The organism is Bremerella cremea (assembly GCF_003335505.1).
Taxonomy (GTDB): Bacteria; Planctomycetota; Planctomycetia; order Pirellulales; family Pirellulaceae; genus Bremerella; species Bremerella cremea_A.
Map to the genome: position 1 here is coordinate 585936 of NZ_QPEX01000045.1, position 25464 is coordinate 611399.

The 25464-nt window shown below is 54.9% G+C and carries 17 protein-coding genes; 5 read left to right on the forward strand and 12 right to left on the reverse strand.

The window, feature by feature from the left end:
• Nucleotides 1-6 precede the first annotated feature (6 nt).
• Together solA and DTL42_RS23220 are read left to right on the forward strand one after the other, a co-directional pair.
• Nucleotides 7-1134, forward strand: coding sequence for an N-methyl-L-tryptophan oxidase (solA, locus tag DTL42_RS23215; protein WP_114372700.1), 1128 nt, complete (start codon nucleotides 7-9; stop codon nucleotides 1132-1134).
• 113 nt (nucleotides 1135-1247) lie between these two features.
• Complete coding sequence (locus DTL42_RS23220; RefSeq protein ID WP_114372702.1) at nucleotides 1248-2825, forward strand: GumC family protein; 1578 nt, start codon at nucleotides 1248-1250, stop codon at nucleotides 2823-2825.
• A 2-nt stretch (nucleotides 2826-2827) separates the two neighbouring features.
• Here DTL42_RS23220 and DTL42_RS23225 read toward each other — a convergent pair whose 3' ends face one another.
• Nucleotides 2828-3829, reverse strand: a complete 1002-nt coding sequence (locus tag DTL42_RS23225) for a ThuA domain-containing protein (protein WP_114372704.1) — start codon at nucleotides 3827-3829, stop codon at nucleotides 2828-2830.
• 123 nt (nucleotides 3830-3952) lie between these two features.
• Here DTL42_RS23225 and DTL42_RS23230 point away from each other — a divergent pair, with 123 nt between their 5' ends.
• Complete coding sequence (locus tag DTL42_RS23230) at nucleotides 3953-6397, forward strand: PVC-type heme-binding CxxCH protein (RefSeq protein ID WP_114372706.1); 2445 nt, start codon at nucleotides 3953-3955, stop codon at nucleotides 6395-6397.
• A gap of 46 nt (nucleotides 6398-6443) precedes the next feature.
• Here the strand turns inward: DTL42_RS23230 and DTL42_RS23235 are convergent, their stop codons facing one another.
• The 8 genes from DTL42_RS23235 to DTL42_RS23270 form a co-directional block, all read right to left on the reverse strand.
• Nucleotides 6444-7853: an undecaprenyl-phosphate glucose phosphotransferase gene (locus DTL42_RS23235; RefSeq protein WP_114372708.1), complete on the reverse strand. Its 1410-nt coding sequence runs from the start codon at nucleotides 7851-7853 to the stop codon at nucleotides 6444-6446.
• A gap of 161 nt (nucleotides 7854-8014) precedes the next feature.
• Nucleotides 8015-9493, reverse strand: coding sequence for a hypothetical protein (locus DTL42_RS23240; RefSeq protein ID WP_114372710.1), 1479 nt, complete (start codon nucleotides 9491-9493; stop codon nucleotides 8015-8017).
• Between the two features lie 131 nt (nucleotides 9494-9624).
• Nucleotides 9625-10146 (reverse strand): thiol peroxidase, encoded by a 522-nt coding sequence (gene tpx, locus DTL42_RS23245; protein WP_114372712.1) that lies wholly within the window; start codon nucleotides 10144-10146, stop codon nucleotides 9625-9627.
• 278 nt (nucleotides 10147-10424) lie between these two features.
• Nucleotides 10425-10643 (reverse strand): BON domain-containing protein, encoded by a 219-nt coding sequence (locus DTL42_RS23250; RefSeq protein ID WP_114372714.1) that lies wholly within the window; start codon nucleotides 10641-10643, stop codon nucleotides 10425-10427.
• 231 nt (nucleotides 10644-10874) lie between these two features.
• Complete coding sequence (gene alaS / locus DTL42_RS23255; RefSeq protein WP_114372717.1) at nucleotides 10875-13691, reverse strand: alanine--tRNA ligase; 2817 nt, start codon at nucleotides 13689-13691, stop codon at nucleotides 10875-10877.
• Between the two features lie 288 nt (nucleotides 13692-13979).
• The gene (recA, locus tag DTL42_RS23260; RefSeq protein WP_276527742.1) at nucleotides 13980-15128 is read right to left on the reverse strand and encodes a recombinase RecA; all 1149 of its coding nucleotides are present in this window, start codon (nucleotides 15126-15128) and stop codon (nucleotides 13980-13982) included.
• Between the two features lie 271 nt (nucleotides 15129-15399).
• Nucleotides 15400-15972 carry an RNA 2',3'-cyclic phosphodiesterase gene (gene thpR, locus DTL42_RS23265; RefSeq protein ID WP_114372719.1) on the reverse strand — a complete coding sequence of 191 codons (573 nt, stop codon included), beginning with the start codon at nucleotides 15970-15972 and terminating at the stop codon, nucleotides 15400-15402.
• Nucleotides 15973-16000: 28 nt separating this feature from the next.
• A complete protein-coding gene (locus tag DTL42_RS23270; protein WP_114372721.1) occupies nucleotides 16001-16903 on the reverse strand; it encodes a PfkB family carbohydrate kinase in 903 nt (300 codons plus the stop codon).
• A 240-nt stretch (nucleotides 16904-17143) separates the two neighbouring features.
• On the opposite strand from DTL42_RS23270, the gene DTL42_RS23275 reads away from it, so the two are divergent.
• Entirely contained in the window at nucleotides 17144-20107 is a 2964-nt protein-coding gene (locus DTL42_RS23275) for a hypothetical protein (protein ID WP_114372723.1), read from the forward strand.
• A 400-nt stretch (nucleotides 20108-20507) separates the two neighbouring features.
• Here DTL42_RS23275 and DTL42_RS23280 read toward each other — a convergent pair whose 3' ends face one another.
• On the reverse strand, nucleotides 20508-21452 hold the full coding sequence (locus tag DTL42_RS23280) for a N(4)-(beta-N-acetylglucosaminyl)-L-asparaginase (protein WP_114372725.1): 945 nt from the start codon (nucleotides 21450-21452) through the stop codon (nucleotides 20508-20510).
• A gap of 259 nt (nucleotides 21453-21711) precedes the next feature.
• Here DTL42_RS23280 and DTL42_RS23285 point away from each other — a divergent pair, with 259 nt between their 5' ends.
• A complete protein-coding gene (locus DTL42_RS23285; protein WP_114372727.1) occupies nucleotides 21712-22497 on the forward strand; it encodes a hypothetical protein in 786 nt (261 codons plus the stop codon).
• 19 nt (nucleotides 22498-22516) lie between these two features.
• Here the strand turns inward: DTL42_RS23285 and DTL42_RS23290 are convergent, their stop codons facing one another.
• Nucleotides 22517-23743, reverse strand: a complete 1227-nt coding sequence (locus DTL42_RS23290; protein ID WP_234824329.1) for a class I SAM-dependent rRNA methyltransferase — start codon at nucleotides 23741-23743, stop codon at nucleotides 22517-22519.
• Nucleotides 23744-23749: 6 nt separating this feature from the next.
• Nucleotides 23750-25339 carry a glutamate--tRNA ligase gene (gene gltX, locus DTL42_RS23295; protein WP_114372729.1) on the reverse strand — a complete coding sequence of 530 codons (1590 nt, stop codon included), beginning with the start codon at nucleotides 25337-25339 and terminating at the stop codon, nucleotides 23750-23752.
• Between the last annotated feature and the right edge of the window lie 125 nt (nucleotides 25340-25464).

A 25464-nucleotide genomic window follows, 5' to 3' on the forward strand; every position in this document is an offset into this window, starting at 1 on the left:
GCCACGATGAGCGTTTACGACGTGGCCGTGATTGGTACTGGCGGCGTCGGCAGCGCGGCACTCTACCATCTGGCCCAAGCCGGAGCCAATGTAATCGGCCTCGATCGGTTTGCTCCTCCGCATTCGCGCGGCAGCTCGCATGGCGATACCCGCGTGATTCGGATGGCTTACTTCGAGCATCCCGATTACGTCCCTCTCCTGCAACAAGCCTATCAGGGCTGGCATGCGTTGGAAGAACTGGCAGGCAAGCAGCTCTATTTCCCAACCGGCGTTCTGCAAATCGGCCCAGAGCAAGGCGACGTGATCGCCGGCATTCGCCAGAGCGCAACAAAGCATAACCTGGCAATCGAATCGTTCACGGCGAGTGAAATCCCACGCACGTTTCCCGGGGTTCAATCGCCCGAGAATGTTGTTGGCATTTTAGAACGAGACGCCGGCTACTTATTGGTCTCAGAATGCATTGCGACCTACCTAACAGGCGCAAAGCAGTTAGGGACAACGCTCCTTGCCGATACCCCGGTCGAGCGCTGGGAAGATCAAGGAAACGAGTTCGTCCTTTACACCACCGGCAACACCGTACGCGCCAAGCAGCTTGTTATCTGTGGTGGAGCTTGGGCGGCTCAATTGATTACCGACCTTGGCGTTCCGTTGACGATTCTGCGAAAGCATCTTTACTGGTACGCCAACGAATCTCCGCACTATACCGCGCAAAGCAAGTTTCCGGTGTTTCTCATGGAAACGCCGCAAGGAATCTATTACGGCTTCCCTCAAATAGATTCCCAAGGGGTAAAACTGGCCCGGCATGACGGTGGTGAACCGCTTGCCCACGCCAAGCTGCACTCGCAGGCCGAAGACAACGCCGATCAAACTTCGGTGGAGAACTTTCTGTCACGCTATTTACCTCGGCTTTCTCACCAGCGAATTCGCCATGCCGCGTGCATGTACACGTTGACACCGGACCAGCACTTTCTCTTGGGCACCCATCCCGCCCATCCTGGTTTGCACTTTGCCAGTGGGCTTTCCGGGCACGGCTTCAAGTTTGCTTCCGCGTTGGGGATGGCTTTAGCGGATCTAGCCACAACAGGCCAAACGTCTGCGCCGATTGGTTTCCTTTCTGCCACACGATTCTCGTAATTCAGACAACATGCGGTTCCTGGCGCCCTAGAGTTAGGTACCAGCCCCATGGTGCAAGCGCGTTGTTGGGGCACAATCGATACAACCGTTCTAATCTGCCCTCGGAAGTCACCATGAGCCAGCTTCAGTTGCCTCATCAAGTTCATCAGTACGTCAAGCTTCTGCGCGACCAGTGGAAAATCTGGGTTCCCTTATCGGTCGCCGTTTTTCTTTTAGCGGCCACCTATGCGCTCGTGAAACCAGACGAGTGGCAAGCAACCCAATCCATGATCTTGCGCGACGAAGCCGCCGGTCAGTTGAGCGGACAAGGGCGGTTCGATAGCCTCGACACGATGAAAGCTGCCCAAGAGATGGTGGTGGAAGTCGCCCGTAATCAGGCCGTACTAGAAGCCACACTGGAAGAAGTCGGCCCTCCGCCACTTGCTTCTCCACGAGCAAAATGGCCCACGCTTACCGATATTGAATCACTGCGGAAGAACGTTCAAATCAGTCCACCAAACGGTGCCGAATTCGGTACGACGGAAGTGCTGCACTTAACGGTCAACGCCGATTCCCGCGAGCGTGCCTTCTTGCTGGCGGAAACATTGTACAAGCAGATCGACAAAACGCTAAAAGACATTCGTAATCGGCGTGCCAACAGTGTGATCAAAGAACTGCAAGATGCTCAGCATCTCGCCCAAGTGGAACTCGACCGAGCTACCGCCGCCCTCAAAGCGGAAGAAACCAAAGTCGGTAGCGACTTGGGAGAACTGCGTAGCTTAAACGACACCTCTTCCGGCGACGGTAATTTGCGCAACTCGTGGAATCAGATCAAGCAACAAATCCGCGACGGCGAGTCCGACTTGGCTCGTAAGCAGGAACAACTGAAGATCCTGAAAGCCGCTCAAGACGATCCGGACAATCTCATCGCGACCCCCAACCAATTGCTGGAAAGCCAGCCGGCGCTACGGCGGTTGAAGGATGGCCTGGTCGACGCCCAACTGCGGACATCAGAGCTGCAAGGCAAAATGAGCAACAGCCACCCGCAAGTGCAATCGGCGATGGCCTCCGAGGAAGAAGTCCGCCAGAAACTGCGTAGCGAACTGGCCTTAGCGATTCGCGGCTTGGATGCCGATATTCAAGTGCAACGGAGTAGCTTGGCTTCGATTGAAAAGCAGGAAAAAGAAGTTCGCGAACGCCTCGACTCGTTGGCTTCCATCCGTGCCCCTTATGCCAATCTGGTGGCGGATGTCGAAAAGTGTACGCTCGTGCTGCGAGAAGCTCACCAAAAACTGGCCGACGCGAAAGCGAACCAACGCGCTTCAGAAACCTCCAGCCTAATTACTCGAATTGATACACCGACACTCGGCGAATATCCAATCGGCCCCAGCAAAACGGTCATCGCTGGCGGCGGCTTGATAGGCGGCATGGCCTTGGGCATTGGTCTGGTGGTCTTACTAGCCCCTACCCCCGGCAGCGAAGGACGTCGTTGGACCGATCGCTTGTGGGGACGACGGGCAACCGATACCGATGCTGGACCAACTCCTGGCGATCGCCGAACGGTCGCGAGTTCGCAGCCTGAGGTCAACGGTCGCGGACGTCGCGCGACCGATCAACCAGCCCTCCCGCCGGTTAGCTATCCAGAAATCGAACGCCGCAGCGGCTTCGACCGGCGCGACACTGCCACGCCGGGTGATCGCCGAGCCACCTAAGCTCATTTTTTCAGATCGTAATCCGACGGCTTCATTCCTTTCTTAAAGCCGTTGAAGCCGTAGAAGCTGGGATGGTATTCTCCGACGATATCCACGTTCAGATCCGGCGTGATCTTGTCGTTCATGCCTAACAGGCTGAACACGGCATTCACGATCAACCGGCGACCATCCTCGTTCTCAAAATCAACCGCACTGCCAAACGTGCTGCATAGCGAAGTCCCCTGCTTGCCCCCTTCCAGTTGGTACGGCATGGTCCACACAAGAGGCATCATTGGGTCGTTCTTCTTTCCCTCGATCGGCTTATCGCCTGGCTTCATCCCGCTGAGCACGGAACCGTACATCAACACTTTGGCATCGGCTGGCAGCTTCCGAATCCCATACACGTCGGTCGGCCCCCATAGGTCGTCGATGCCGCGCAGAATGGGGTTGTCTTTGTACTCTTGATTGATCACCCCGCGAGTGCTTTCCCCTTTGTGATGCCCGTGGTGGCTCACCCATGTCTCGCCGAGGACCTGCTTGCCAAAGCCACCGTTTTTGCGCCAGTCGTAATGCTTATAAGCACTTTCGTCCGACATGTTAAAAGCGTGCGTCGAGGTGCGTATTCCAATCACTGGCTTCCCTGCTTTGAGGTAGTCGTCGATCACTTTCATATCTTTGTCCGGCAAGTTACGAAAGCGCGTCATCAGAATTAACAAGTCCGCCGTATCGAGTTTCTCGATGCCGGGAATATTCTGCTGATTGTTCGGATCGATTTCGCCAGTCTCAGGATCGACGGCGAACAGCACCGTGCAATTGAAACCAAAATGCTGCGACAAGATCTTCGCCAGCATCGGCAACGCTTCTTCCGAGCGATACTCTTCGTCGCCGCTGATCAGGACGATCGATTTCCCTTGGCCTGGGCCATTTTTTCCTTCAAACGTCAACCAAGAATCCTCCGCCAGTGCAAACGAAACCGGCAGAACAAGAAACAAAACGGTAAAGAGACCGAGAATTGGAGATTTCATGAGTTTTCAGCGGGTAGCAGGGAAAGGTGGGAAGTTATCAGCAGCTTCGTTTATAATCGAAAACAACCTCGATTTCACCGCTCCTCGCTCCCCTTCCCCATTTTTCTCCCGCTAGGCCTTGCGATGCTTTCCTGCCGACCGATTCTGTTTAGCCTGATGGGTTTCTTTTGCCTTGCTTCGGTCCTGCCTGCGGAAGCTCCGCGAGTGCTCGACCCGCGGTTGAAGCTGGAACTGATCGCCGAGCAGCCGCACATCGTCACCCCCATTGGAATCGCCTTCGCCCCCAACGGCGATCTACTGGTGATCGAGTCCCACACGCATCATCGCCAAAGCGATTACCAAGGCCCGCCGAAAGATCGTATTCGTCGGTTTTCCGATACCGACGGGGATGGCAAGTTCGATACGTGGAGCACCTTCTACGAAGGGACAGAAGCGACCATGAGCTTGCGTACGTCGCCAGATGGTTCGATCTACGTGGCCACGCGCATGGAAGTTTTTCGGCTCCGTGATACCAACGGAGATCATGTCGCCGATCAACGTGACGAGATCGCGCATCTGGAAACCGAGGAACGTTATCCTCACGATGGGCTGGCCGGGCTGGCCTTGGGCCCAGACGGGCTGCTTTATTTTGGCCTGGGAGAAAACCTGGGAGCACCGTACACCATTGTTGGCAGCGACGGCACCAAGTTAACCGGGGGTGGCGAAGGAGGAACGATCTATCATTGCCAAATGGACGGCAGTGACTTGCAACGGATGGCAACCGGCGTGTGGAATCCGTTTGGCATGGTCTTCGATCCGCTGGGACGACTCTTCATGGTCGATAACGATCCGGACAGCCGTCCCCCTTGTCGGCTACTACAGATCGTTCCTGGTGGCGATTACGGCTACCAATTCCGCTACGGCCGCACCGGCGTTCATCCGCTGCAAGCTTGGAATGGCGAACTGCCGGGGACTTTGCCCATGGTCGCCGGCACCGGTGAAGCCCCAAGTGGTATCGTCTGGTACGCTGGCGAGTTGTGGGGCACCAGTTGGGGCGATCATCGCATCGAAACGTTCCATCTCGGCCACAACGGAGCAGGCGTGCAAGCCACTGCCCAGACCGTCGTGCAAGGCGATCCTGATTTTCGCCCGGTTGATTTCGCGATTGCTCCGGATGGTTCGCTGTACTTTACCGATTGGGTCGATCGCAGTTACCCGGTGCATGGCCGAGGACGCATCTGGCGACTTTCTTGGAAAGAGCAGCCAGTTGCCAGCCAACCCTTGCCTCTTTCGGCACAAGAGGAACTCGCGGCGAAATTGCGGACAAGCTCGCCCGCGCTCGACCAACTTGATTCAGCAGATCCCTTCTTACGCCAAGCCGCCGTGTATGGCCTTTCGCAGCATCTCCAGCGGCTTCAAGAAATCGACCTGGCTAATGTTTCCAGTGGCTCGCAAAGGGCAGGGATTCTCGAAGCAATGCGTTGGGCAAACGAACGCCAGTTTCTGCTCGATCGTCCCGAAATGCTGAAAAAGGCCCTCAACGATCCAGACGATGAAGTCCGTATTTTCGCCATGCGATGGATAGCCGACCTAAAACAAACCGACTACCTCCCGCAACTGAAAGAGCGACTTCAAACGCACCCTCCCACCACGCGGGAACTTCCCGTGCTGTTAAGCGCCATCGCCTGGCTCGAATCGGGCAGCGTCGGCGGGGGGAAAGATATCGTTCAACAACGCATGCTTGTCGATATCATCACCGACGAAAACCAAACGCCAGAACTACGAACCATTGCTTTGCGTCTGATTGATCCACGCAGCGAACCGCTAAAGCCAGAGCAACTACAAGCGATGATCAACTCTTCGCATGCCGAGTTGGCCCAACAAGCAATGCGCACGCTTTACCTTCGTGGTGGCGAGTTTGCGGAAAAGGTCGCGGCAGAAGTGGCTTTAGACCAATCTCGCGACGCCACCTTACGGGCCTGGGGAGTCGTCGGGCTTTCTGACCATGCTGACCAGCATCAAGAGGTTCTGCAGCAGTTGGCCCAAGATACGAATCCGATCGTTCGCCAGGAAGCAGAACGGACGCTACGTACCGAGACCATTGCCAACCCGCTCCCTCCGACCGACCTCGATGGCTGGCTTCAGCAGATTCAAGGGACCGCAGATATCGCAGCCGGCAGCCGCACGTTCTTTTCCTCGAAGGGAGGCTACTGCGTTCGCTGCCACCGTTTTAATGGCAATGGCGCAGATATCGGCCCCGATTTAACGTACATCGGCCAACGCATTACCAAGCGACGCCTGTTGGAATCGATCTTACAGCCAAGCAGCGAGATCGCCCCGATGTATGTTCCCAAAATCTTATTGACCGACGACGGCCACGTGCACGTAGGCTACCCGATAACGGTCGCCGGGATCAATGAACGCAGGTTGTTTGTCGACACGACCGGTAAACGGTTCGAGTTGGATCCTGCCACGATCGAAGAAGAAAAGGACTCCGCAAAGTCAATCATGCCGGAAGGCTTTCAGCAGATTCTCAGCCCAACCGAAATGCGTGACCTAGTCGGCTTCTTGCTGGCCACGCCTGAATGAACACCAATCGCACCGTGTTGTGATTGGCTTGGGTTGTGAATCGAGCCTAGTAGGCATTCTTATCCCCAAACAAGACGAACACCGTCTTGAAGAGGATGCGCAGGTCAAGCCATAAGCTCCAATTGCGAATGTACTCGTGATCGCACTGAACGCGGCGTTCCATTTTTTCCATCGTGTCGGTTTCACCCCGCCAACCACTTACCTGAGCCAAGCCGGTAATCCCTGGCTTTACCTTATGACGCAGCATGTAATGTTGGATCAACTTGCGATATTGTTCGTTGTGCGCCGAAGCATGCGGACGAGGCCCAACTAACGACATCGACCCGAACAGCACGTTAAAAAGCTGTGGCAGTTCGTCGATGGAAGTCTTTCGCAGAAAGCCACCAATCGGCGTCAAGCGGCTATCGTTCTTGGTTGCCTGGGTAACGGTCGCCCCATCTTCGCAAACGGTCATACTGCGGAACTTCCAGACCAAGATCTCTTGGCCATCGAGTCCGTATCGTCGCTGCTTAAAGAAAATCGGCCCCTTCGAGGTTAGCTTCACCGCCAACGCCACCAGAAGCATCGGCACCGCCAAGATCAGCAGAGCCAGCGAAGCCAGGATGATATCGCTCACTCGCTTTAAAATTCCATCCACGCCCAGCAAGGGGTTCTCGTAAACGCTAACCACCGGCAAGCCCCGGATATCGGACCAACGCGAATGGAGCAAATCGAACACAAAGAAATCTGGCACGATATAAACCGAAGCGGTCGTATCGCCAAGATGATTCAGCACGTTGCGAATCCGAGTTTCGGCTCGCATGGGAAATGTAATATAGATCCGATGAATCTCTCCCCGGCGTGCCGCTTCGACCAGCTCGTGCAAATTTCCTACGCATGCCCCAAGGTGATCTGGTATCGCTGGCAAACGCGAACTTGGCCGGTCGTCGTAAAAACCATAGACCTTCATGCCCAAGTCAGGTGTATCGCGGATATTCTTTGCGAGTTGAATTCCCAGTTCATTCACCCCCACAATCGCCACTCCCAACTGGTTCACACCGCTGGCCAACATCCAGCGGATGATCGTTCGCAATATCATTCGGGCGGTCGTCATCAGCAATGGTGTCGTTAAATACCAAGACACCAGCGCATACCGATTAAAAGAATGATCAAAGTGGAACAGCGTGGCACAGAGAAAGAGAATGCCAAGCGAGATCGTCCAAGTCAGCACGCCACAGGCAATTTCCCGTTGCGTAGAAACACCACGCCAATTGCGATAAACGCCGGTGAACTCCGCTACCACGTAATAGATCGCCAACACAGCCGCAACTGCCAGGCGATGGTCTGACTCTGGCTGTTCACCAGCCCCTAGCACCGCCAAGACCATCCCCAAGATGATCGCCACGGCATCAATCACCCGGTAAAGGCCATCGAGTATCGTCGACTTGTATTGAATATTGCGGAGTCGATCGGTCATTTTATCTGCCAGGAAGTGCGCACACGCGTTATCAATTGCTTAAACCTGGCAAATATAGGTCAGCACGGTTCCCCTGCGCGGATTTGTCTTGCCAAACCCATCACTGGGTTTGGATGCTCTTGACTGAAAGCAACGATCGTGTCGGTTGTTCCGCGAATGCGCTATAGATCAATCGCACCATCTTCGGAAACGTTCGGTGGGGTGGCCGTTTCGCCATCGGGCGGGGGTTCTTTCAGGCTCTTTTCCACGCGGCGAAAGAAACGCTTCAGCAGCCCTTGTGGCGGTGCCTCTTCTTTGGCGGCATCGGTCGATCCTTGCTGCGGGGTCTCGCGCCTCTGTCGCATCTGATCGAGCAATCCTCCCTCGCGATTGGCCCCTTGCAGCAAAGCACCGGTCAGTCCCATGATCTGCTCGACATCAATCTGGCCATCATCCCCCTGCAGATTCAACTCCAGATTCTCGTTCTGCAGTAAATCGCGAAGCGTTGATTCTGCGGTAGACAAAAGAGAATTCCCCAATCGTTGGCCATCGATTTGAGGGTTATCAAGCGTTCCCACAATCGGAATTTGAATCGTCTTGCCGCGCAGGGCTGCCAGCAACGGATTCGGCTTGTCCCCGGTTAGAAGCTCGCCGGTCTCAGCCAAGGGAATTGGAATTTCGGCGATCAGATCGAGTGATTTATCGAGCCCCACAAATCCATGCGTACGGACTCGCAGGTTGCCCACACCAAAATCGAGCCCTTCATGATAGATCCGCCGATCGACCAGTTCGAATTCGATATTGCAATCGGTGAACACTTCCACGGAAGCCCCCACGCCCAGAAAGTCGGTGATCTTCTGGACCAAAGGAGAGCCGGTTAGGTTTACCTCGTGAATACTAAGTGTTCCTTTACCGACCGAATTTTGGCGATCGGCCAGCGGAACGCGAATTTCCTTTAAGGAAAGCGATACGTCTCCGTCTACCTTGGTAACCCCTGTCACCACCGGTGCGACAAACTTCAATAGGTCGTCGCACATCGCTTGCGTCAACTGTTGATGCTCCATCAACGTCGCTTCCGGCACCAAAAGCGACGGCCCCTCGGCCTCGGTTTGGCCAGGCCGCAGTTGCGCGAGAAACGCGATCTTCTGGAATCCCCATGGCTCGCCTTGGCCAGGCTTGCGAACTTCAACGGAAGCATCAAAGACCGAAACATCAATCGTCCGGCTTAATGCTGCTTGAAGTTGCGCTTCATCGATCGAAGGCGCTGCCTCGGGGCCCCGGTTAAAAAGATCCGATGTTTCCGAGGGTAACTGCAGCACGATCGCCGGCCGCTCGATCACAAGATTCCCGAGCTGGCGTGGCTGTGAAATCAATTGAAACAGCGAGAGATCGTTGGTGATTACAGCGACATCGACGTCGAATTTGTTTTCCCTCTGAGCAACTTGAAGATGCTCGATCTTCGTCGATTGAAACCAACCGACGGAAACGGAATCGACCGCCACCGTGACTTCTTGCCCGTTGAACAATTGATGCAAGAGAAAGTCGCGGATAGGCCCATACGCCATGATGGTAGGCGCAGCGACGAGCAGGATTACCAAGAGCAGAAAGCAGCCGCCAGCTAAGCCCAGCAACTTGCCCCAATGTTTTCGGATCAGCTTCATGGTTTTGCTCCGGCGACAAAAAAGGGGATCACCCCATTATCCTACGATTTGCCTCAGCGGCAATCGATTGTTGGACAATCGGACTGATCCCCTTGATTTTTTGGGCCAGCAATCGCCAGCCTCATTCGCGACTACAGCAGCGAATTCAGCGCCGCCAAAGCAGCGTCGTAGTTGGGTTCCTGCGTAACTTCTGGGCAAACTTCGGCGTAGACGACCTTGCCTTCGCTATCGAGCACAAACGTACCACGGGCCAGCAACTTCAGCTCATCAATCAGCATGCCCCAGTTGTTGCCGAAGCTACGATCTTGGTAATCGCTGTACTGCTTGATATTCTCGATGCCTTCGGCACCGCAGAAACGATTCTGGGCGAATGGCAAGTCCAAGCTGACCGTCAACGCATTGACCTTATCGCCCAAGCCACCCAGTTTCTGATTGAATGTTTTGGTTTGAATTTGGCAGACACCGGTATCGAGCGAAGGCAAGACACTGATGATGGTCGGCTTTCCCTTAAGATCGGCCGGCGTGATCGAGGTCAGGCCTTCTGAACCGAAAGCATGCAACTTGAAGTCAGGAGCGGCCTGGCCGACTTGGACTTCTTCGCCTACTAAAGTCATCGGGTTGCCTTTGAAGGTAATCGCTGCGGGACGACTCATGAAACTTCCTCTCGCTATGAAATGTTGTGATGGGCAATATCGTGATGCGCATTGTGACGCGCCACTAGAAGACGATAAAGAGGGTGCCCACCCGCGTGATGAAGCCTTGCTAAAGCGCTTTCTCCACGAATTACGGGGTTTACGTTAGTCGCCCTGTTTCGCAGCCGAGTCCTCAATAGAAACGCAAAAAGACCACCCCAGCTTATCAGCAGGGCAGTCTTTTTCGTTATCGAAATGGTTCGCGGAGCGATAACCTTGGACCGTTGAAGCCGGTCCGGTTAACGCCAGGCGACTTCCAATTGATTTTCAACATCGTGAACGCCATCGACACGCAGCACGGCTTCCTGAGCCATTTGCTTGTGAAAATAGCTGCCCACAGTCCCTTTCAAAACAACTCGCCCTTCTGTTCCTTCGACCTGCAGATTGCGGCCAGGAAAATGTGGGCTACTGGAAAGGGCTTGATAAACGGTACTGGCAAACGCGGAAACGTCGTGCATCACGGGTGCCTCAAGGAAAGGTGAGATCTAGAAATTCGTAGCGGTGCTATCACTGCTATCGGAATCTTCCCCGGCGACCTGCACGAATTTGCGGGCGACATAGGCAAACTGGCAGAAACCCTACCAGTTAGCGGGGTCGTAACGAATAGCTCCCCGCTTGGCTTGCGCGAATCACGAAATCACCTACCTACGGATGTCGCACGAAACGGCGGCATCCTCCCCAACACCCGCCTAAGCAAACAGGCTCTTGGCTAGTTCTTCCGCTTTGGCAATCGCGGCGGGGATTTGTTCGGCGTCTTTCCCGCCTGCCTGGGCCATGTCAGGCCGACCACCACCAGAACCGCCTACCAGGGCTGCGGGCTCTTTCACCCAATCGCCTGCTTTCAGCCCCTTTTCGGTCAGCGATTTGCTAATGCCAGCCACGATGGTGACTTTCCCTTCGTCGGCGGCGGCAAACAACATAACTGCAGACGAAGCGGTGCTCTTGCGGATCTGGTCGATCAATTGCCGCATTAAGTTGGCATTCGCGCCTGGCACTTCCGCGACCACCACGCTGACATTGCCCACTTGGGATGCTTTGGCCAAGAGATCGTCGCCGGTAAGCGTGCCCGACTTTGCCCGTTCGGCCAGTTGATGCTTCAGCTTTTCGATGTCGGCAAACAAAGTTTGTACCCGTTCGGCTCCATCGAAAAGTGGCACGTTCAACTGTCGGGCAGCTTCTTTGAGCATCTCTTTGCGGTGGAAGTAATCGACTTCCGTACTGCCAGAAGACTTCGTCTTGGCAGGAGCCTCAGGAGCTTTACCACTACCGTTGACCGCTTTCTTCATGTCTCGCACGTAACCGACTAAGCCCTTCACGGCTTCCGGTACATCCGTCACACCACAGCCCAGGGCCTTGGCCATGTTGCTAAGCGATTGATCGACCTTCGCGCGGTACTCTTTCGCTTTCTCGCCGGTCAGAGCGATGATGCGCCGTACGCCAGCGGAAACACTTTCTTCGCTGATTACCTCAAACGCTTGTACCTGGTTGGTGTTGGTCAGGTGAGTCCCACCGCACAACTCGCGGCTGAAGTCTCCCATGGTGACCATGCGGACCGGGTCAGGGTACTTCTCGCCGAAGAGCATCATCGCCCCCAGTTCCCGGGCTTTGGCCAGGGGAACCGTTTCCCACTTCACCGCGCCGCCACCGACGATGTTGGCGTTCACGTCCGACTCGATTGTCGTCAATTGATCGAGCGCGATCGGCTCCATGTTGGTGAAGTCGAACCGCAAGAGATCGTCTTCGACCTTGGAACCTTGCTGCTGAGCATGCGAGCCAAGCGTCTTCTGTAACGCGTGATGCAAAATATGCGTAGCGGAGTGAGCCCGTTTGATGGCTGCCCGACGCGACGTGTCGACTTCTGCCGTGGCGATCGCATCGGTCGCGATTGTGCCTTTGGTCAGGTAGCCAACGTGCAGGAAGAGATCGCTATCTTTTTGGGTATCGGTGACAACGAACTCGAAGTCGTCCGACACGATTCGCCCGACGTCGCCAATCTGTCCACCAGATTCGCCGTAGAAGGGGGTCTGGTCGAGGACAACGATCAGTTCATGATCTTTCCCCGTCTCGCTGCATTCATTCACCAAGCTGTCGTCTTTATTTTCCGAAGAACGAACGACGACTCCCTTGACGGTAACTTCACTTGTTTCGGAATCGTAGCCAACAAATTTCGTTGAGCGAACCGAGTTTTTGAGCGATTCAATCGGGCCGGTGCCGAACAATTCGACCTGGGCTCCGCCAGATCGTTCGCCGAACTCTTCCATGGCTTTCTTATAGCCAGCCCAATCGAACGTGAAGCCATGTTCGATGGCAACTTGCTCGAACAGCTCCGGTGGGAAACCGTACGTTTGATATAACTCGGCCGCTTCGTCTCCGCTGACGACGGTGCGATTGGAGGTTCGCATGCCGGAGAAGATCTTTTCGCTACGAGCAATCCCATCATCGAGCGAGTGGAGGAAGTTTTCTTCTTCGCTCTTAATCACACTCTTCACGCGGGTAACCGAATCTTGCAAATCGGGATACGGGGTCTTCATCATCTCGACGATCTTGTCGACCAACTGATAAGCAAACGGATGATGCATGCCCATCTGGTGGCCATCGAGGACGGCCCGCCGCAAGAGGCGACGAATGACGTACTTTTCTTTGTTCGCCCCGGGATAAACATTCTCGTGTACGGCCATCGTACAAGCTCGAATGTGATCGGTAATCCGGCGGAGACGACGACCGTTGTCGGAATCAGGATCGTACTTCACCCCACAAATTTCGCCTGCCGCTTCGACGATCGGGCGCAGGATATCGATGTGGTAGTTCGTACTCACACCTTGCAGTGTGGCCGCCGTCCGTTCCAAGCCCATGCCCGTATCGATGTTCTTGCTGGGCAACGGTTCCAGATTGTTTGGCGGATCTCCCACGCGATTGAACTGCGTGAACACGAGATTCCAAATCTCAACCTTTTTGCCATCTGTGGGTGTGAAATAGATTTCACTGCAAGGGCCGCAAACGCCATCCGGTCCTTGGCTGGGCGCACTGGCCGGCCAAAAGTTTTCATCCTCGTCCAAGTATTCGATGCGTGTGAACGGCAGGCCGATTTTATCGTGCCAGATGTTGGCCGCTTCTTCGTCGTCCTTGTAGACCGTAACGCTCAGTTGCTCAGGATTCATTCCGAGCCACTTCTTATCGGTCAGAAATTCCCAGGCCCACTGAATCGCCTCTTCTTTGAAGTAATCGCCGAAGCTGAAATTACCCAGCATCTCGAAGAAGGTATGGTGATAGGCGGTCCGGCCAACGTTGTCGATATCGCCGGTGCGCAAGCACTTCTGGCATGTCGTCGCGCGGGTGAAGTCAAGCTTCACACGCCCCAGAAAGTGGTCCTTAAACTGGTTCATCCCAGCAGGCGTGAATAGCACGGAAGGATCCCACGTAGGGACCAAAACATCGCTCGGACGGCGTGTGTGTCCTTTGGTCTCGAAAAAGCTGAGGTACTTTTCGCGGAGTTCGTCGGTTTTCATCAGGAAATCGTTTTCGTAGCCAGTTTTCGATATTTAGCCAGAGGGTGGAGTTACTCTTTATCTCCCCCTCAAACTTCGGGACACAAACACCTTATCATAAGTTCTTTGCCAATCTGGGCAAAGGTGCCTGAGCAGAGGCGTTTCGAGTCCGTTTCAGCCCTTCTAATGCTGGGCAAGAATCAAAACAAGGCCGGCCATCTCCCGTGATGGAGATAGCCGACCTCGGAACCCTGTTTTGCTGCATTAAGCGAAATGGAAATACTTGCCGCCCAAAGCTTTCGGCTCGAATTAAAATTCCTCAGCCTCTGGCATTTCCTCGCCAGGATCTTCGTCGTCGGAGACCATCGGAGGAACCACGGGAGCCACGGCCACCATCACTTTTTGCTTGATTTCCTCGGTTATCTCCGGATTTTCAACCAGGAACACCCGAGCCTTTTCCTTACCTTGCCCCAACTGCATATCACCGTAGCGAAACCAAGCCCCGCTGCGAGCCACGATCTTATGGGTCAGGCCTAAATCTAGCACGTCCCCTTCGTAGCTGATGCCATCTTTGTGCATCATGTCGAACTCGGCGATCCGGAAAGGAGGAGCGACTTTGTTCTTGACGATCTTGGTCCGTACCCGTTGGCCGACCACGTCTTCCCCGTCTTTCAATTGCCCAATGCGGCGAACATCGACGCGACACGAGCAGTAGAACTTTAGGGCGCGACCACCTGGCGTCGTTTCAGGACTACCGAACATCACCCCGACCTTTTCACGGATCTGGTTGATGAAAATCACGCTGGTCTTCGACTTCGAGATCGCACCGGTCAGCTTACGCATCGACTGGCTCATCAAACGAGCTTGAAGACCAACATGCGAGTCACCGATTTCGCCATTGAGTTCCGCCTTGGGAACCAGAGCGGCGACCGAGTCGACCACAATCACATCCACCGCGTTCGATTTAACCAGCATCTCGGTGATCTGCATCGCTTCTTCACCACTGGATGGCTGACTGACCAGCAAGGTCTCTAATTGAACGCCAAGTTTTTTCGCCCAACTAGGATCGAGTGCGTGCTCGGCATCCACGAATGCGGCGATGCCCCCGTTCTTCTGGGCTTCGGCAATACAGTGCAATGCCAGCGTTGTTTTACCACTTGATTCCGGGCCGAACATTTCGATGATTCGTCCCCGCGGAATCCCTTTGCCCCCCAGGGCCAGATCAAGGGAAAGCGAACCGGTCGAAATCCCTTCGATTACCTTGAAATCGTTGCCCAGGGGCATAATTGCCCCTTCTCCGAACGACTTTTCGATTTGCGAAAGAGTCGTCTTCAGGGTTGTATTCCCCGCAAATACATCCTTTTTGGCTTCCGTCCCTTTAGCGGCGGTGCCCTTGCCGGACGATTTTGCTTTCTTGGCTGCCATCTTACCGTTGCTCTTAGTTGCGACTGTGACCATTTCTTTGGGCTCCTTTATGCGGAATGACCGAAGGCACTGCAAGCGGCCCTGCGGATCAAAGTGCACAGATGAACAGTGTACAAATTTGCATCTACAATGCAATCTTGTTTCTGGTTTGTTTCTAGAAAAAATGATCGGCGAAACGCTGGACACGTTAGGTCAGAGGACCCTCAAGAATTTCCCAGCAATCACCACGGATCGGCCTAAACCAAAACCAGCAAAGTCTTTACGCCAACAACAAACAAGCCAAAATTCCCGGCAAACGCCAAGACTAGCCCAGTTGGCCACGCCCAATAAGCGTATATTTGGGGCCGGTTCGGTCCAGCTTGCTAGCGAAGATACACACCTCTTTGACCCGAGATTGGCCCATTGGCAATTCTGCATTCTCTTCCAGCAGCGTCTTTAAATCAGCCACTTCCGGGGTAAATCGCTTCAAACGCCCCAGCGTCAGGTGAGGATGGTACTTCTTCCGCGAATCAGGTGGAAAGCCGATCGCGGCTAGACTTTCGGTAAGATCTTCCTGCAAGGCGATCAACTGTTCGCCCCCCTCCCCTGCCCCAATCCAGAGCGTGCGTGGATTTTCGGTATCAGGAAAGGCGCCGGTGCCAACCATTTCTAAATCAAACGCGGCATGGCGTTCGGCAACCTCCAGCGTCTTCATCGAGATATCGACCAGATACTGGCCGGTAATATCCCCGAGAAAATTGGTCGTAATATGCAGATTTTCTGACTCAACCCACTTCACGTCGGACCCGGCGCTCGAGAGCTTTTTCATCAGTCTCTCGGCGCGTCGCCGCACGTCCGTGGAAATCCGCACGGCCAGAAAACAACGAGTCGCTTCCATCGTGGAGGACTCTCCCTTGCAAAAAAGCTTAGAACGACAGCATCTGTCGATATTGGCCGAGACGTTGATCGATTTCTTCGCGACCAATCTCCTTCATCCGGTCCAGGCTGAAGTCCTCGACGATGTAGCTTGCCACGACCGTTCCATAGGCCATCGCTTCCTTTAAGGTCTTAGGCTCGAAGTTGTTTTGCTGAGCCAGGTAACCCATCATGCCGCCCGCGAAACTATCGCCCGCCCCGGTCGGATCGACCACATCAGGCGTCGGGAAGGCAGGCATCACGTACGATTCTCCCTTCGAGAAGAACATCGCCCCATGTTCGCCTTTCTTCAGCACCACGAATTTCGGCCCATATTCCAGCACTTTTTGCCCAGCCCGGACCAAGTTTTCTTCTTCGGTCAGCAACTTGGCTTCGCTATCGTTCAGCACCAAACCATCGATGCGCTGCATCAGTTTCTTCAGTTCGTCGCGTTCGATCTCGATCCACAGATCCATGGTGTCGGCCACAACCAACTGGGGACCGGTCATCTGATCCAAGACCTTCAACTGCGTTGAAGGGGAACCGTTCGCCAGAAACACAAACGGGCAGCGTTTGGCTTCTTCGGAAAGTACCGGGCTGAAGTTCTCTAGCACGTTCAAATGAACTTCCAGCGTGTCACGGTCGTTCATGTTCGCGTGGTATTTGCCGGTCCAGCGGAACGTTTTGCCACCTTCTTGGACTTCGATGCCCGAAGTATCGATGCCTCGGTCGGTCAGCAGTTTGGTATGCTCTTGTTGCCAATCATCCCCCACAACACCCACCATGCGGACACCGCTAAAGAAGCTGGCGGCATAAGAAAAATGCGTGGCAGACCCACCCAGAATGTTTTCCCGGACCTCTGTGGGGGTATGGATTGAATCGATGGCAATAGAACCGACGACCAGAAGTGACATAGGGACGTCTCTCGTTTAAGTCTAAGCAATGAAAAATTCGTTGACCGAGCAGAACAAACCCGGCCGAGAATTGGGCAGATGGCCCTAATCAGGCCATAATAATCTCTACAAGAGGCCCATTATCTGGGAAATGACGACGACTGCAACGTGACGCACGAAACCAAATGCCTTGTAAGGTCATTTTTTGTTGGGCAGTCATCCTCCATTTTCCTTCCTATCGCCCTCAAAGGTTTCCATAAATTGGCTTTTCGCTTACTTCTTATTGCCGTTTTGCTTGTCACTTGCGACCTAAAGTCGATTAGCCAGGCCGAGGAACCTCAACGCTTCATCGCGATGTTGGAAGACGAACGTGTCGTGGAGGATGCGATTCTTCGAAATTGGTACTCAGGCAATGCCATGCCCCAGCTTGCCGGACATAGCCTGCTGAATGGGGGTAACCCGATGCGTTGGCTGGTCGATCGAACGCTCGGCCCTGCCGAAACCCCCACGACTTATATCGAATTCTACTCCGGTGATCGCCTGCCAGGTCGCGTGATGTCGTATCACGAGGCTTCCGTCGAGTATCAAACCGACCAGCCGGAATCGTTCTCCGTTGCTCCGAGCTTTCCTTTCAATCGCTCTGACTCCTCCTATCGCCAGTCGATTCGCGTGCGGCGAGATTTTGTGCGGAAGATCGTCTGGCAGCAGATGCCTGCCTTAATCGATCGGCACGTTCCTTCGACCGTTTTTCTAACCAATGGCCGAGAGATTCAATTTCGGGCAATTCGCTTCGACACCAGCGGCATCCACTTGTTGGCGGGACGCGAGCGGATGACGTTTGGCTTTCAAGAGATCGCTGAATTGCACCTCGACAACGAGTCGTATTGGGATCGCTACCTCCAGGAATTGGCCATCCTCTTTCCTGGCGGCACGGTCGAGCCGAACGATCGACAACGTCTGGTCCAGTGGGAAACGGTCGCTGGCTTGGTCGCGACGACCAGCGTGCAGCGAATCGATGTCGAGTCGTACGGCGAAAACAACAACTCCGATCGCTGGGTTCACGGCATTCAACCGGCGTGGTCGCTCGATACGATTTGGGTCGCCTGTCGCTCGACGTGGATGTGGCGGAGTTGGAATTTCGACACCGTCCCGCTGTTTCGTTTGCCTTTCACCGAAACTCGCGAAGGAGCGATGTTCTCACGGGGCGGGTTCTCAGCCCGCGTCAATCGCGGCGTTCTAGGAGGAACTGCCGAGTCTGGCAAGCGACCAACCGGTTGGAGCATAGGGGTCATGGCCCCCAGCCGCCTCCACTTTCCGTTGCCCTTGTGGGCGATTGGTTTTCAAACCCGTGTGGCGATCGATCAAGCCGCGCATCAGCGGGGCTGCATTCAAGGACAGGTCTTCTTTTCGTGGGAAAGCGACCCGAAATTTACCAGCCCAACACTCATCGGTTCGGACAAGGTCGTGGCTAGTGGGAACCTCCGTTTCCTGACTGTTCCGCCGGAAGGGGAACTGGTATTGGTTGCTGATCCCATGATCGAAGGACGTCCGGCAGGGGCCGACCCATTCGACATTCGCGACATGACCAACTGGCTTGAACCACAACTCTTGCTCGACAAACAAACACTGCGCGAAGCCATCAAGGCCCGCACGGCCAATACAATCTTGGCTTGGCAAGGCTGGCAGTTGGAAAACGATTTAAGCGAAGTTCGTTTTGCGATGACGCATCGCCGCGTTCAGTACCCTTACGAAACGTCTTCGTGGCGAACGACCATCTCAGCACAAGATCAGCCCATTCGCCTGACCACTCGTAAGAAAATCGCAGCGGAAACCAAGTTCCTTGAAATCGTGACGGCTAAGTTTGAAGGACCAGAGCAACCGGTGCTCGATGTGCGCATTAACGGGATTCCGGTACTATCGGCCCCGCTGCAAAATACCAACGCCTCGGACCACGTTCATTCGCCCCCCCCTTACCTGGTCAACGTGACTCCGTTCGCTGGCTCGGAAGTTACCATCGAGATCACGCAATCGGTCGGGCCAGAAGAACTGCCAGTCGATTGGCGAGGTCTGCACTTTCTGGAACACCCTTCGTTCCTTTATCCCGTGCTAGAAAATCCCACGTTGGCAGATGTCGCTGCCATGCAAACGTTGGCTGGGGATCCTGCTCATGTGATCCTGCGGAACGAAATTCGGCAACTATCGCGACCGCTGATCGAAACGCCCGATGGCGAGTGGATTAAAATCGCCAGCTTCGAGAAACCGCTCGAAATTCGCGAACGGCCGGTGTCGGGGCAGTATCGTCAACTCCGTTTCGCAGTTGCCAAAGCAGGCCAAGGGCACGCACTGATTCGCTTTCTCCACGATGAAGAAGAAACCTCACCTGCGATTTATTCCATTGGCACCAAGAGCGCCGGCAAAGGCGTGATCGAGCTCAACCCGAGATCCTTCGGAAAAGAAAAGTCTCTCGACGAGAACTGGCACGTCATCACCACCGACCTTTATTCCAACTTCCGCGATCTCGACATTACCGGCATCGCGATCAAGTCCGTGGGAGAGTCCAGTTGCTTGTGGGATCAAATCTGCTTCGCTGGCACTTCATGGAACTTTAGTCGCAACTTGTCGGTCAGCGCTGAAAACTCAAACTGGGACAACTGGCAAAAACGCTCTGAAGAACTGCTGCCCAGGCTACAGAAGGCCACGCTGACGGTACACCTCCCTGGCCAAACAGCTCGTCCGGCGGTCATGGTCGATCAAAACGCAGGCATTTTGGCCATGCTTGGTGACGACGATTGGAAGCCAGGAACGACCGTCGAGGTCAGCCGCTTCGATGGTAAGAAGTTTGTAGCGAAGCGATTGGGAATCGACAAACCGTCGCAGTTCGGCTTCCTTCAAATCGACTCGATCGAGCAAGATGGTCAGTGGCAAGCGTTCAACGTGTCGAGCCGGACCCAATTTGATTGGCAATACTCTCACTTGCTTCTGCAGCCATCAGAACAGCCAGGCAAGCTTGCCTGGGATATTTGCCGCCCCCTGACGTATGACAAACAGGTCGTCATTGTGACGAAGCCCGAATCGTTTGCTTGTCAGATTGGAGCGATTGCGATCGATCGCGACCACCAAATCAGTGGATTTGTGACCGGGATCGCCCCGAATGGACAGCCAGTGCTAACGATCGCGCGGCCTCTCATCGAGCACGCAAGCCACCTGAAAAATCCCCAAAACTAGGTTTATGCGACTTTCTGGCCCTATTGAGGTCTGCGTCAGCAATCCAATAGGGGCGACCAGCGGAAGCTCCAGATTCGTGGCAAATCGGTCCGTAGCCATGTTAGATTGCCCGCGCAGACATCAATAGTTCGCCCCTTACGGCCCAGACAATAAGTTCCCGGGAAGCCTACCGGAAGCCGTGGTAAACACGCGTCCGGCGGCATTTGTTTGCCCAAGTTCGACGATGCAACCCTCGTTCGAGACCGTTGGAAAGAACTGGGCTTCGGCCTCGTACGCATTGGTCTCTGGGCACTATGGCCCTTCGGAACAAACCGGAGCCAACGTGAAATGGGAAGCCTCCGGCATGTTCGGCTACCGCAACTCGTATCGCAATCGAGAAGCTTTGGGTGCATGTCGAAAATTAGTCCTGATAAAACGGCTCGCAGGTTTCTACCCGCGGACCGTTTTCGTCGGTAACGGCAATCTTCCAATCTCCTCGCAAGCAAACGCCAGCATGCGAGCCGTCTTTGCCGAGCAAGTACAGTTGAAGATTGAAATTCGCGCGGCCCCGGGCATCGACTTCAAACGGCGGAGCATGCTGGGCAACGCGTTCTAGCACGGTCATACCGGCATCGCGAGGCGTCATGCCTTGCCCCATCAACTGCACGGCATGAAAGCTGGAACAGTTCAACAAATTGGCTTCACCATGGCCAATACTACCGCACGTACCGTACTCGTTATCGACATACAGCCCAGCCCCAAAGATGGGCGAATCCCCGATTCTCCCCTTTGTTTTGAAGCAGTGTCCACTGGTCGACGTGCAACACGCTAAATCTTTTGCCGCGTCTTGCCCGGCCACATGCACCGTCCCTGCGGGATGCCGATACATCTGATCCAAGATCTCACGGAGCTGTTGGTTCTCTGCCGTATCTGGTGCAGGCAACCACTCCTTGTTGGCCTGATAGGTTCGTTTCCACAAACGCCATAACTTCCGTGCTTTCTCGGTTAAGAGGTTCTCGGTCGGAAAGCCCGCTGCTAGAGCGAACTGATAAGCCCCTTCTCCTTGCAGCATCACCCGGCGCGATTCTCGCATCAAACAAAGAGCAACCTGGGAAACGTGGCGAATCTCTTTGAGCCCGATGATCGAGCCGCCCCGGTGCGTCCGGCCATCCATCACGGCGGCGTCGAGGGTGACATGACCCTGCTCGTCAGGCAGCCCGCCATAGCCAACCGTCACTTCATCAGGGTCATCTTCAACAAGTGTCACCCCCTGGACCACGGCATCGATCAGCTGCTGGCCGCGTTGTAATTCCTGCCAAGCCAAGCGAGTCGCTTCTAAACCGTTGTGAGAGGCAATGAGTTTCATAGTTTTTCGCGGCTCGTGTCACGCTATAATTAAGATTAGAAATTTGATCCCGGAATAGTTCACGGTCGCGGAAAGTGCCTGCAAGGCGGATGTTTGCGGAAACAACACGCAAACAAAACAGGGCACGAGGCAATCCGTGAGACCGTATTGTTATCGGAACGAACGAAAAAATCGATTGGGTTGGTTCTCCTTTATCGATAGTCGGCGTGTAACCACATCGCTCGATCAATGATCGCCTTGCCCCTGACCACGAACGCCTATGAGTTCCCCCTCAGATCATCCCGATTCGTCTTCTCACTTGCGAATTGAAGACGGTTCGTCGTCCGCCTCTCCTCAGCAGCGCCGACTTCGCTTGCTGGGCACAGCGGTGCTTGGTGCGGCTTTGCTGCTGGCCATTCTCCCCTTTTTCATTACGTCAGCGAAACCGAGCCAAATCGTGACGTTCGCACTTGGGCTTGGCATGATCGCGCTGCTTGACCTAGGCTTTGGAGCGATATTGCTTGCCTGGCGAAGCACCGCCGGCAGTAGACTAGGAGAATGGCAATTCACGGTCGAGGGATTTCAATCGTCCCAGTTTCGCAACTTGATCTTCAGCGGCACCATGCAATGCGTGGCCATCTTTCTGCTGTGGCTACCCCTGCTCGGAGAAGCAGACGCGAAGAATTCCAGCAGCGGGCTCGTTCTCTTTATGGTCTTGTCTGGCTTCTCCGCCGTGGCTAGCGTCCCTTGGCTCGTCCAGTTGTTGGTGAACGTGAAAGGGCATGACCTAGAGGTGCATGCAGAAGGACTCATGATCGGCGGGTTCTATCCCTGCCGCTGGCAGCGAATCACCAGCTATCACGTGTGGCAAGACGCATGCTCGTACATTACCTTCCACATCCGTGGTCGCGGGCCGGTGGAAGTCTTCATGTCGCCAATCGACTGTAAGCTGCTTTGCGAAGTGCTCGAAAAGCAGGTCGGCCCACCCGCTTCCCAAGGCCGGTCGTCCGATTATCCCGACGGACGTCAAGCTGGCCAGTTTGGCCAGCTGTCCATCTTTCAATAAGCGTCAAGCCAACTGGCGTTTATCCGACGCTGGCGATGAAGCACTTCAGGTATTCGCTCTCTAAACAGGTCGCACTCACCGGATGATCTGGCGCCGCGCCACGCTGTTCGAGAATCCGGAAGTCACGCCCCGACTTCTGCGAAACCCCTAACAGCATCATCTGAAATTCATCGCGACTGACGTTGCCACTGCAACTGCAGGTTACGAGAATCCCGCCTGGTCGCAGCAGCTGAGCCGCATGGCGATTGATATGAAAGTAAGCACGCAACGCTTCATCGATCGTTCGCCGCGACTTGGTGAACTTCGGCGGATCGAGCACGATCGCGTCGTACTGATCCCCGGCATCGACACGGGCCTTCAAGTAATCGAAGCAATCTGCTTTCTCGAAGGTAACATTGGTCAACTGATTTCGCTCGGCGTTACGCTCGGCAGCGGAAATCGCCGGACCGCTGCCGTCGACCCCATGGACGTGGGAGGCCTGGGCATGCTTGGCGGCATTCAGGGCAAAGCCACCGCTATAGCAGAACATGTCCAACACCTTCGAGCCAGCAGGAATTATGTTGGCCGCCACGCGGCGATTGTCCCGCTGATCGAGATAGAAGCCGGTTTTCTGGCCTTCCGAAAGCCCCACTTCGTAACGCAAGTCGTTCTCGACCAGCTCGATCGGTTCGGCAGGGACTTCGCCACTGACCACGCGTGGTTCGATCTCTAAGCCTTCCAGCTTCAAGATGCCTGCTTCCCCACGCAGCGAAATACTTTTGGGCTGCAGCAAATCTTCCAGCAGAGCCACGATTTGCTCTAGCTGCTTGTACATCCCCAGCGAAGTAATCTGAATCACCAGATGCCCGGCGAAATACTCGACGACCAAGCCGCTGAGCCCGTCTGCTTCGCTGTAAACAAGTCGGCAGCCGCTATCTTCGCGCAGCATGCCCAGTTCACGACGCATCTGAATCGCTCGCTCTAGCCGACTTCGCCAAAACGCATGATCGAGCTTGGCCTCAGGATCCCACGAGTAAAGCCGCACGCGGAGATGGCTGTTCCGATTGATCAAGCCGTAGGCAATGAAGCGATCTTTGTCGCTGATCAGTTCAACCACATCGCCATCTTCCACCTTGCCAATCACCTTGTCGATGCCGCTATCGCGGACCCAAGGATGTCGACCAAAGAACGGCTGGGCTTTGCGGGGCCGCAGCTTGACCTTAGGAAGCTTCGTTTCAGGGGGAGTCACGACCGATTCGTCCGTCATCTTCAATTAGGCTTCCGGGGAAAACGTTTCTTGAGCCAGCTTTAACGTGGCATCCATCCGATGCAAACACGATTCTTTACCGAGGATCGCCAGACAATCGAACATGCCAGGCCCGACCGTTTTGCCGGTCACGCTCAGTCGCACGGCATGAATAAGATCACCAATTTTGATGCCTGCTTCATCGATGAAAGCGTGCATCTCTTTATCGAGATGTTCGACGGTCCAATCTTCGACCCCCGACAAATGATTGCGGAAGGTCGCCAGAATGGCCTGGGCCTCGGCGTCACCTAATCGCTTCTTGAAACCCTTCTCGTCCATCTCCATCTTGTCGTCAGCGACATAGAAGTAGTCGGCGTACGAGAGGATATCGCCCATGGTCTTCAAACGATCACCACACGCGGCAACAATTTTTTCCAGCTTCTCCATCTCTCCCGCAGGTGCCGGATCGGCGACCAAGCCCGCCTTTTGCAGATACGGCAGCATGCCGGCAGCCTTCTCGGCCGTGCTCAGGGTTTGCATGTGGCGATCTTGAAACGCCCACAGCTTTTTGCAATCGAAGCTGGCAGGTGCCTTCGTAACGCGTTCTAGGCTGAAGTTCTCGATCATCTGGGGGACGGTAAAGTCTTCCGTCTTGTCATCCAACGACCATCCCAGCAGCACTAAGTAATTCAGGATCGCCGATGGCAAATAGCCGCTCGCTTCGTAGAAGTCGACGATCACCGGGTTGAACGTTTCCGCCGAGGTTGTCATCCCCAAACGCTTGGCGATTTCCTCGCCATGTTCGTTCAACCGCTTGAAGTCTTGGTTCTTCAGATACTTTTCCAGCTTCCGCTTGCTCAGCTTGTTCTTACTGCCAGGCTCGGCCACGTAAGGCAAGTGAGCATACTCGGGCAGTTCGTAGCCCAGCGACTGCGCAATGAAGATTTGCCGGGGCGTGTTGGGCAGATGCTCTTCCGCCCGGATGACGTGCGAGATTTTGAAATCGTAGTCATCAACCACGCTCGCCAAGTGATACAAGCAGGAACCGTCGTTCCGTTGGATCACGTGGTCGTTTTCTTTCGACCATTCAAACGACACATCGCCACGCACCAAGTCGGTAAACGCACAAACGCCTTCGCGGGGCATTTTCAATCGCACCACGCAGGCGCGACCTTCTGCCTCGAACTTGGCGCGTTCTTCCGGTGTGGTCGCCATCCAATTGCGGCTATACTGAAACGGACGCTTTTCGGCCATTGCCAAGTCACGCTCGCGATTGACTTCTTCCGGCGTGGAATAGTCGTAATAGGCGAACCCGTCTTCAATCAACTTCTGAGCGGCGGACTGATAACGCTCTAGCCGTTGCGATTGATAGTACGGCTCGTAAGGGCCACCAACTTCAGCCCCTTCATCCCAATCGATGCCCAGCCAGCGAAAACCTTCCAAGATTGGCTGCAACGCCGCTTCCACGTTGCGTTCTTGGTCGGTGTCGTCGATCCGCAGGATGAACTGCCCACCATGACGGCGCGCAAACAGCCAGTTAAACAGTGCGGTACGAACCCCGCCGATGTGAAGATAACCAGTCGGACTGGGGGCGAAACGAGTGCGAACAGGTGCCATGAGTCGATTTCGGCCTAGCCCATCGAATGAGCCACGCCCGCCTTTGTAAAGGGATCGAATAACGAGCGGTGCCTCCCCCTTGTCCGGGTGGAGGCACCATGAACGATCCCTAAGCTTAGACGTAA

Coding starts and splice junctions, on each gene's coding strand:
- recA (WP_276527742.1), bottom strand. CDS start 15,128: ATGGTCACAGTCGCAACTAAGAGCAACGGTAAGATGGCAGCCAAGAAA.
- alaS (WP_114372717.1), bottom strand. CDS start 13,691: ATGAAAACCGACGAACTCCGCGAAAAGTACCTCAGCTTTTTCGAGACC.
- DTL42_RS23240 (WP_114372710.1), bottom strand. CDS start 9,493: ATGAAGCTGATCCGAAAACATTGGGGCAAGTTGCTGGGCTTAGCTGGC.
- DTL42_RS23250 (WP_114372714.1), bottom strand. CDS start 10,643: ATGCACGACGTTTCCGCGTTTGCCAGTACCGTTTATCAAGCCCTTTCC.
- DTL42_RS23225 (WP_114372704.1), bottom strand. CDS start 3,829: ATGAAATCTCCAATTCTCGGTCTCTTTACCGTTTTGTTTCTTGTTCTG.
- DTL42_RS23220 (WP_114372702.1), top strand. CDS start 1,248: ATGAGCCAGCTTCAGTTGCCTCATCAAGTTCATCAGTACGTCAAGCTT.
- DTL42_RS23290 (WP_234824329.1), bottom strand. CDS start 23,743: ATGACGGACGAATCGGTCGTGACTCCCCCTGAAACGAAGCTTCCTAAG.
- thpR (WP_114372719.1), bottom strand. CDS start 15,972: ATGGAAGCGACTCGTTGTTTTCTGGCCGTGCGGATTTCCACGGACGTG.
- DTL42_RS23230 (WP_114372706.1), top strand. CDS start 3,953: ATGCTTTCCTGCCGACCGATTCTGTTTAGCCTGATGGGTTTCTTTTGC.
- DTL42_RS23235 (WP_114372708.1), bottom strand. CDS start 7,853: ATGACCGATCGACTCCGCAATATTCAATACAAGTCGACGATACTCGAT.
- DTL42_RS23270 (WP_114372721.1), bottom strand. CDS start 16,903: ATGTCACTTCTGGTCGTCGGTTCTATTGCCATCGATTCAATCCATACC.
- DTL42_RS23280 (WP_114372725.1), bottom strand. CDS start 21,452: ATGAAACTCATTGCCTCTCACAACGGTTTAGAAGCGACTCGCTTGGCT.
- tpx (WP_114372712.1), bottom strand. CDS start 10,146: ATGAGTCGTCCCGCAGCGATTACCTTCAAAGGCAACCCGATGACTTTA.
- DTL42_RS23285 (WP_114372727.1), top strand. CDS start 21,712: ATGAGTTCCCCCTCAGATCATCCCGATTCGTCTTCTCACTTGCGAATT.
- gltX (WP_114372729.1), bottom strand. CDS start 25,339: ATGGCACCTGTTCGCACTCGTTTCGCCCCCAGTCCGACTGGTTATCTT.
- solA (WP_114372700.1), top strand. CDS start 7: ATGAGCGTTTACGACGTGGCCGTGATTGGTACTGGCGGCGTCGGCAGC.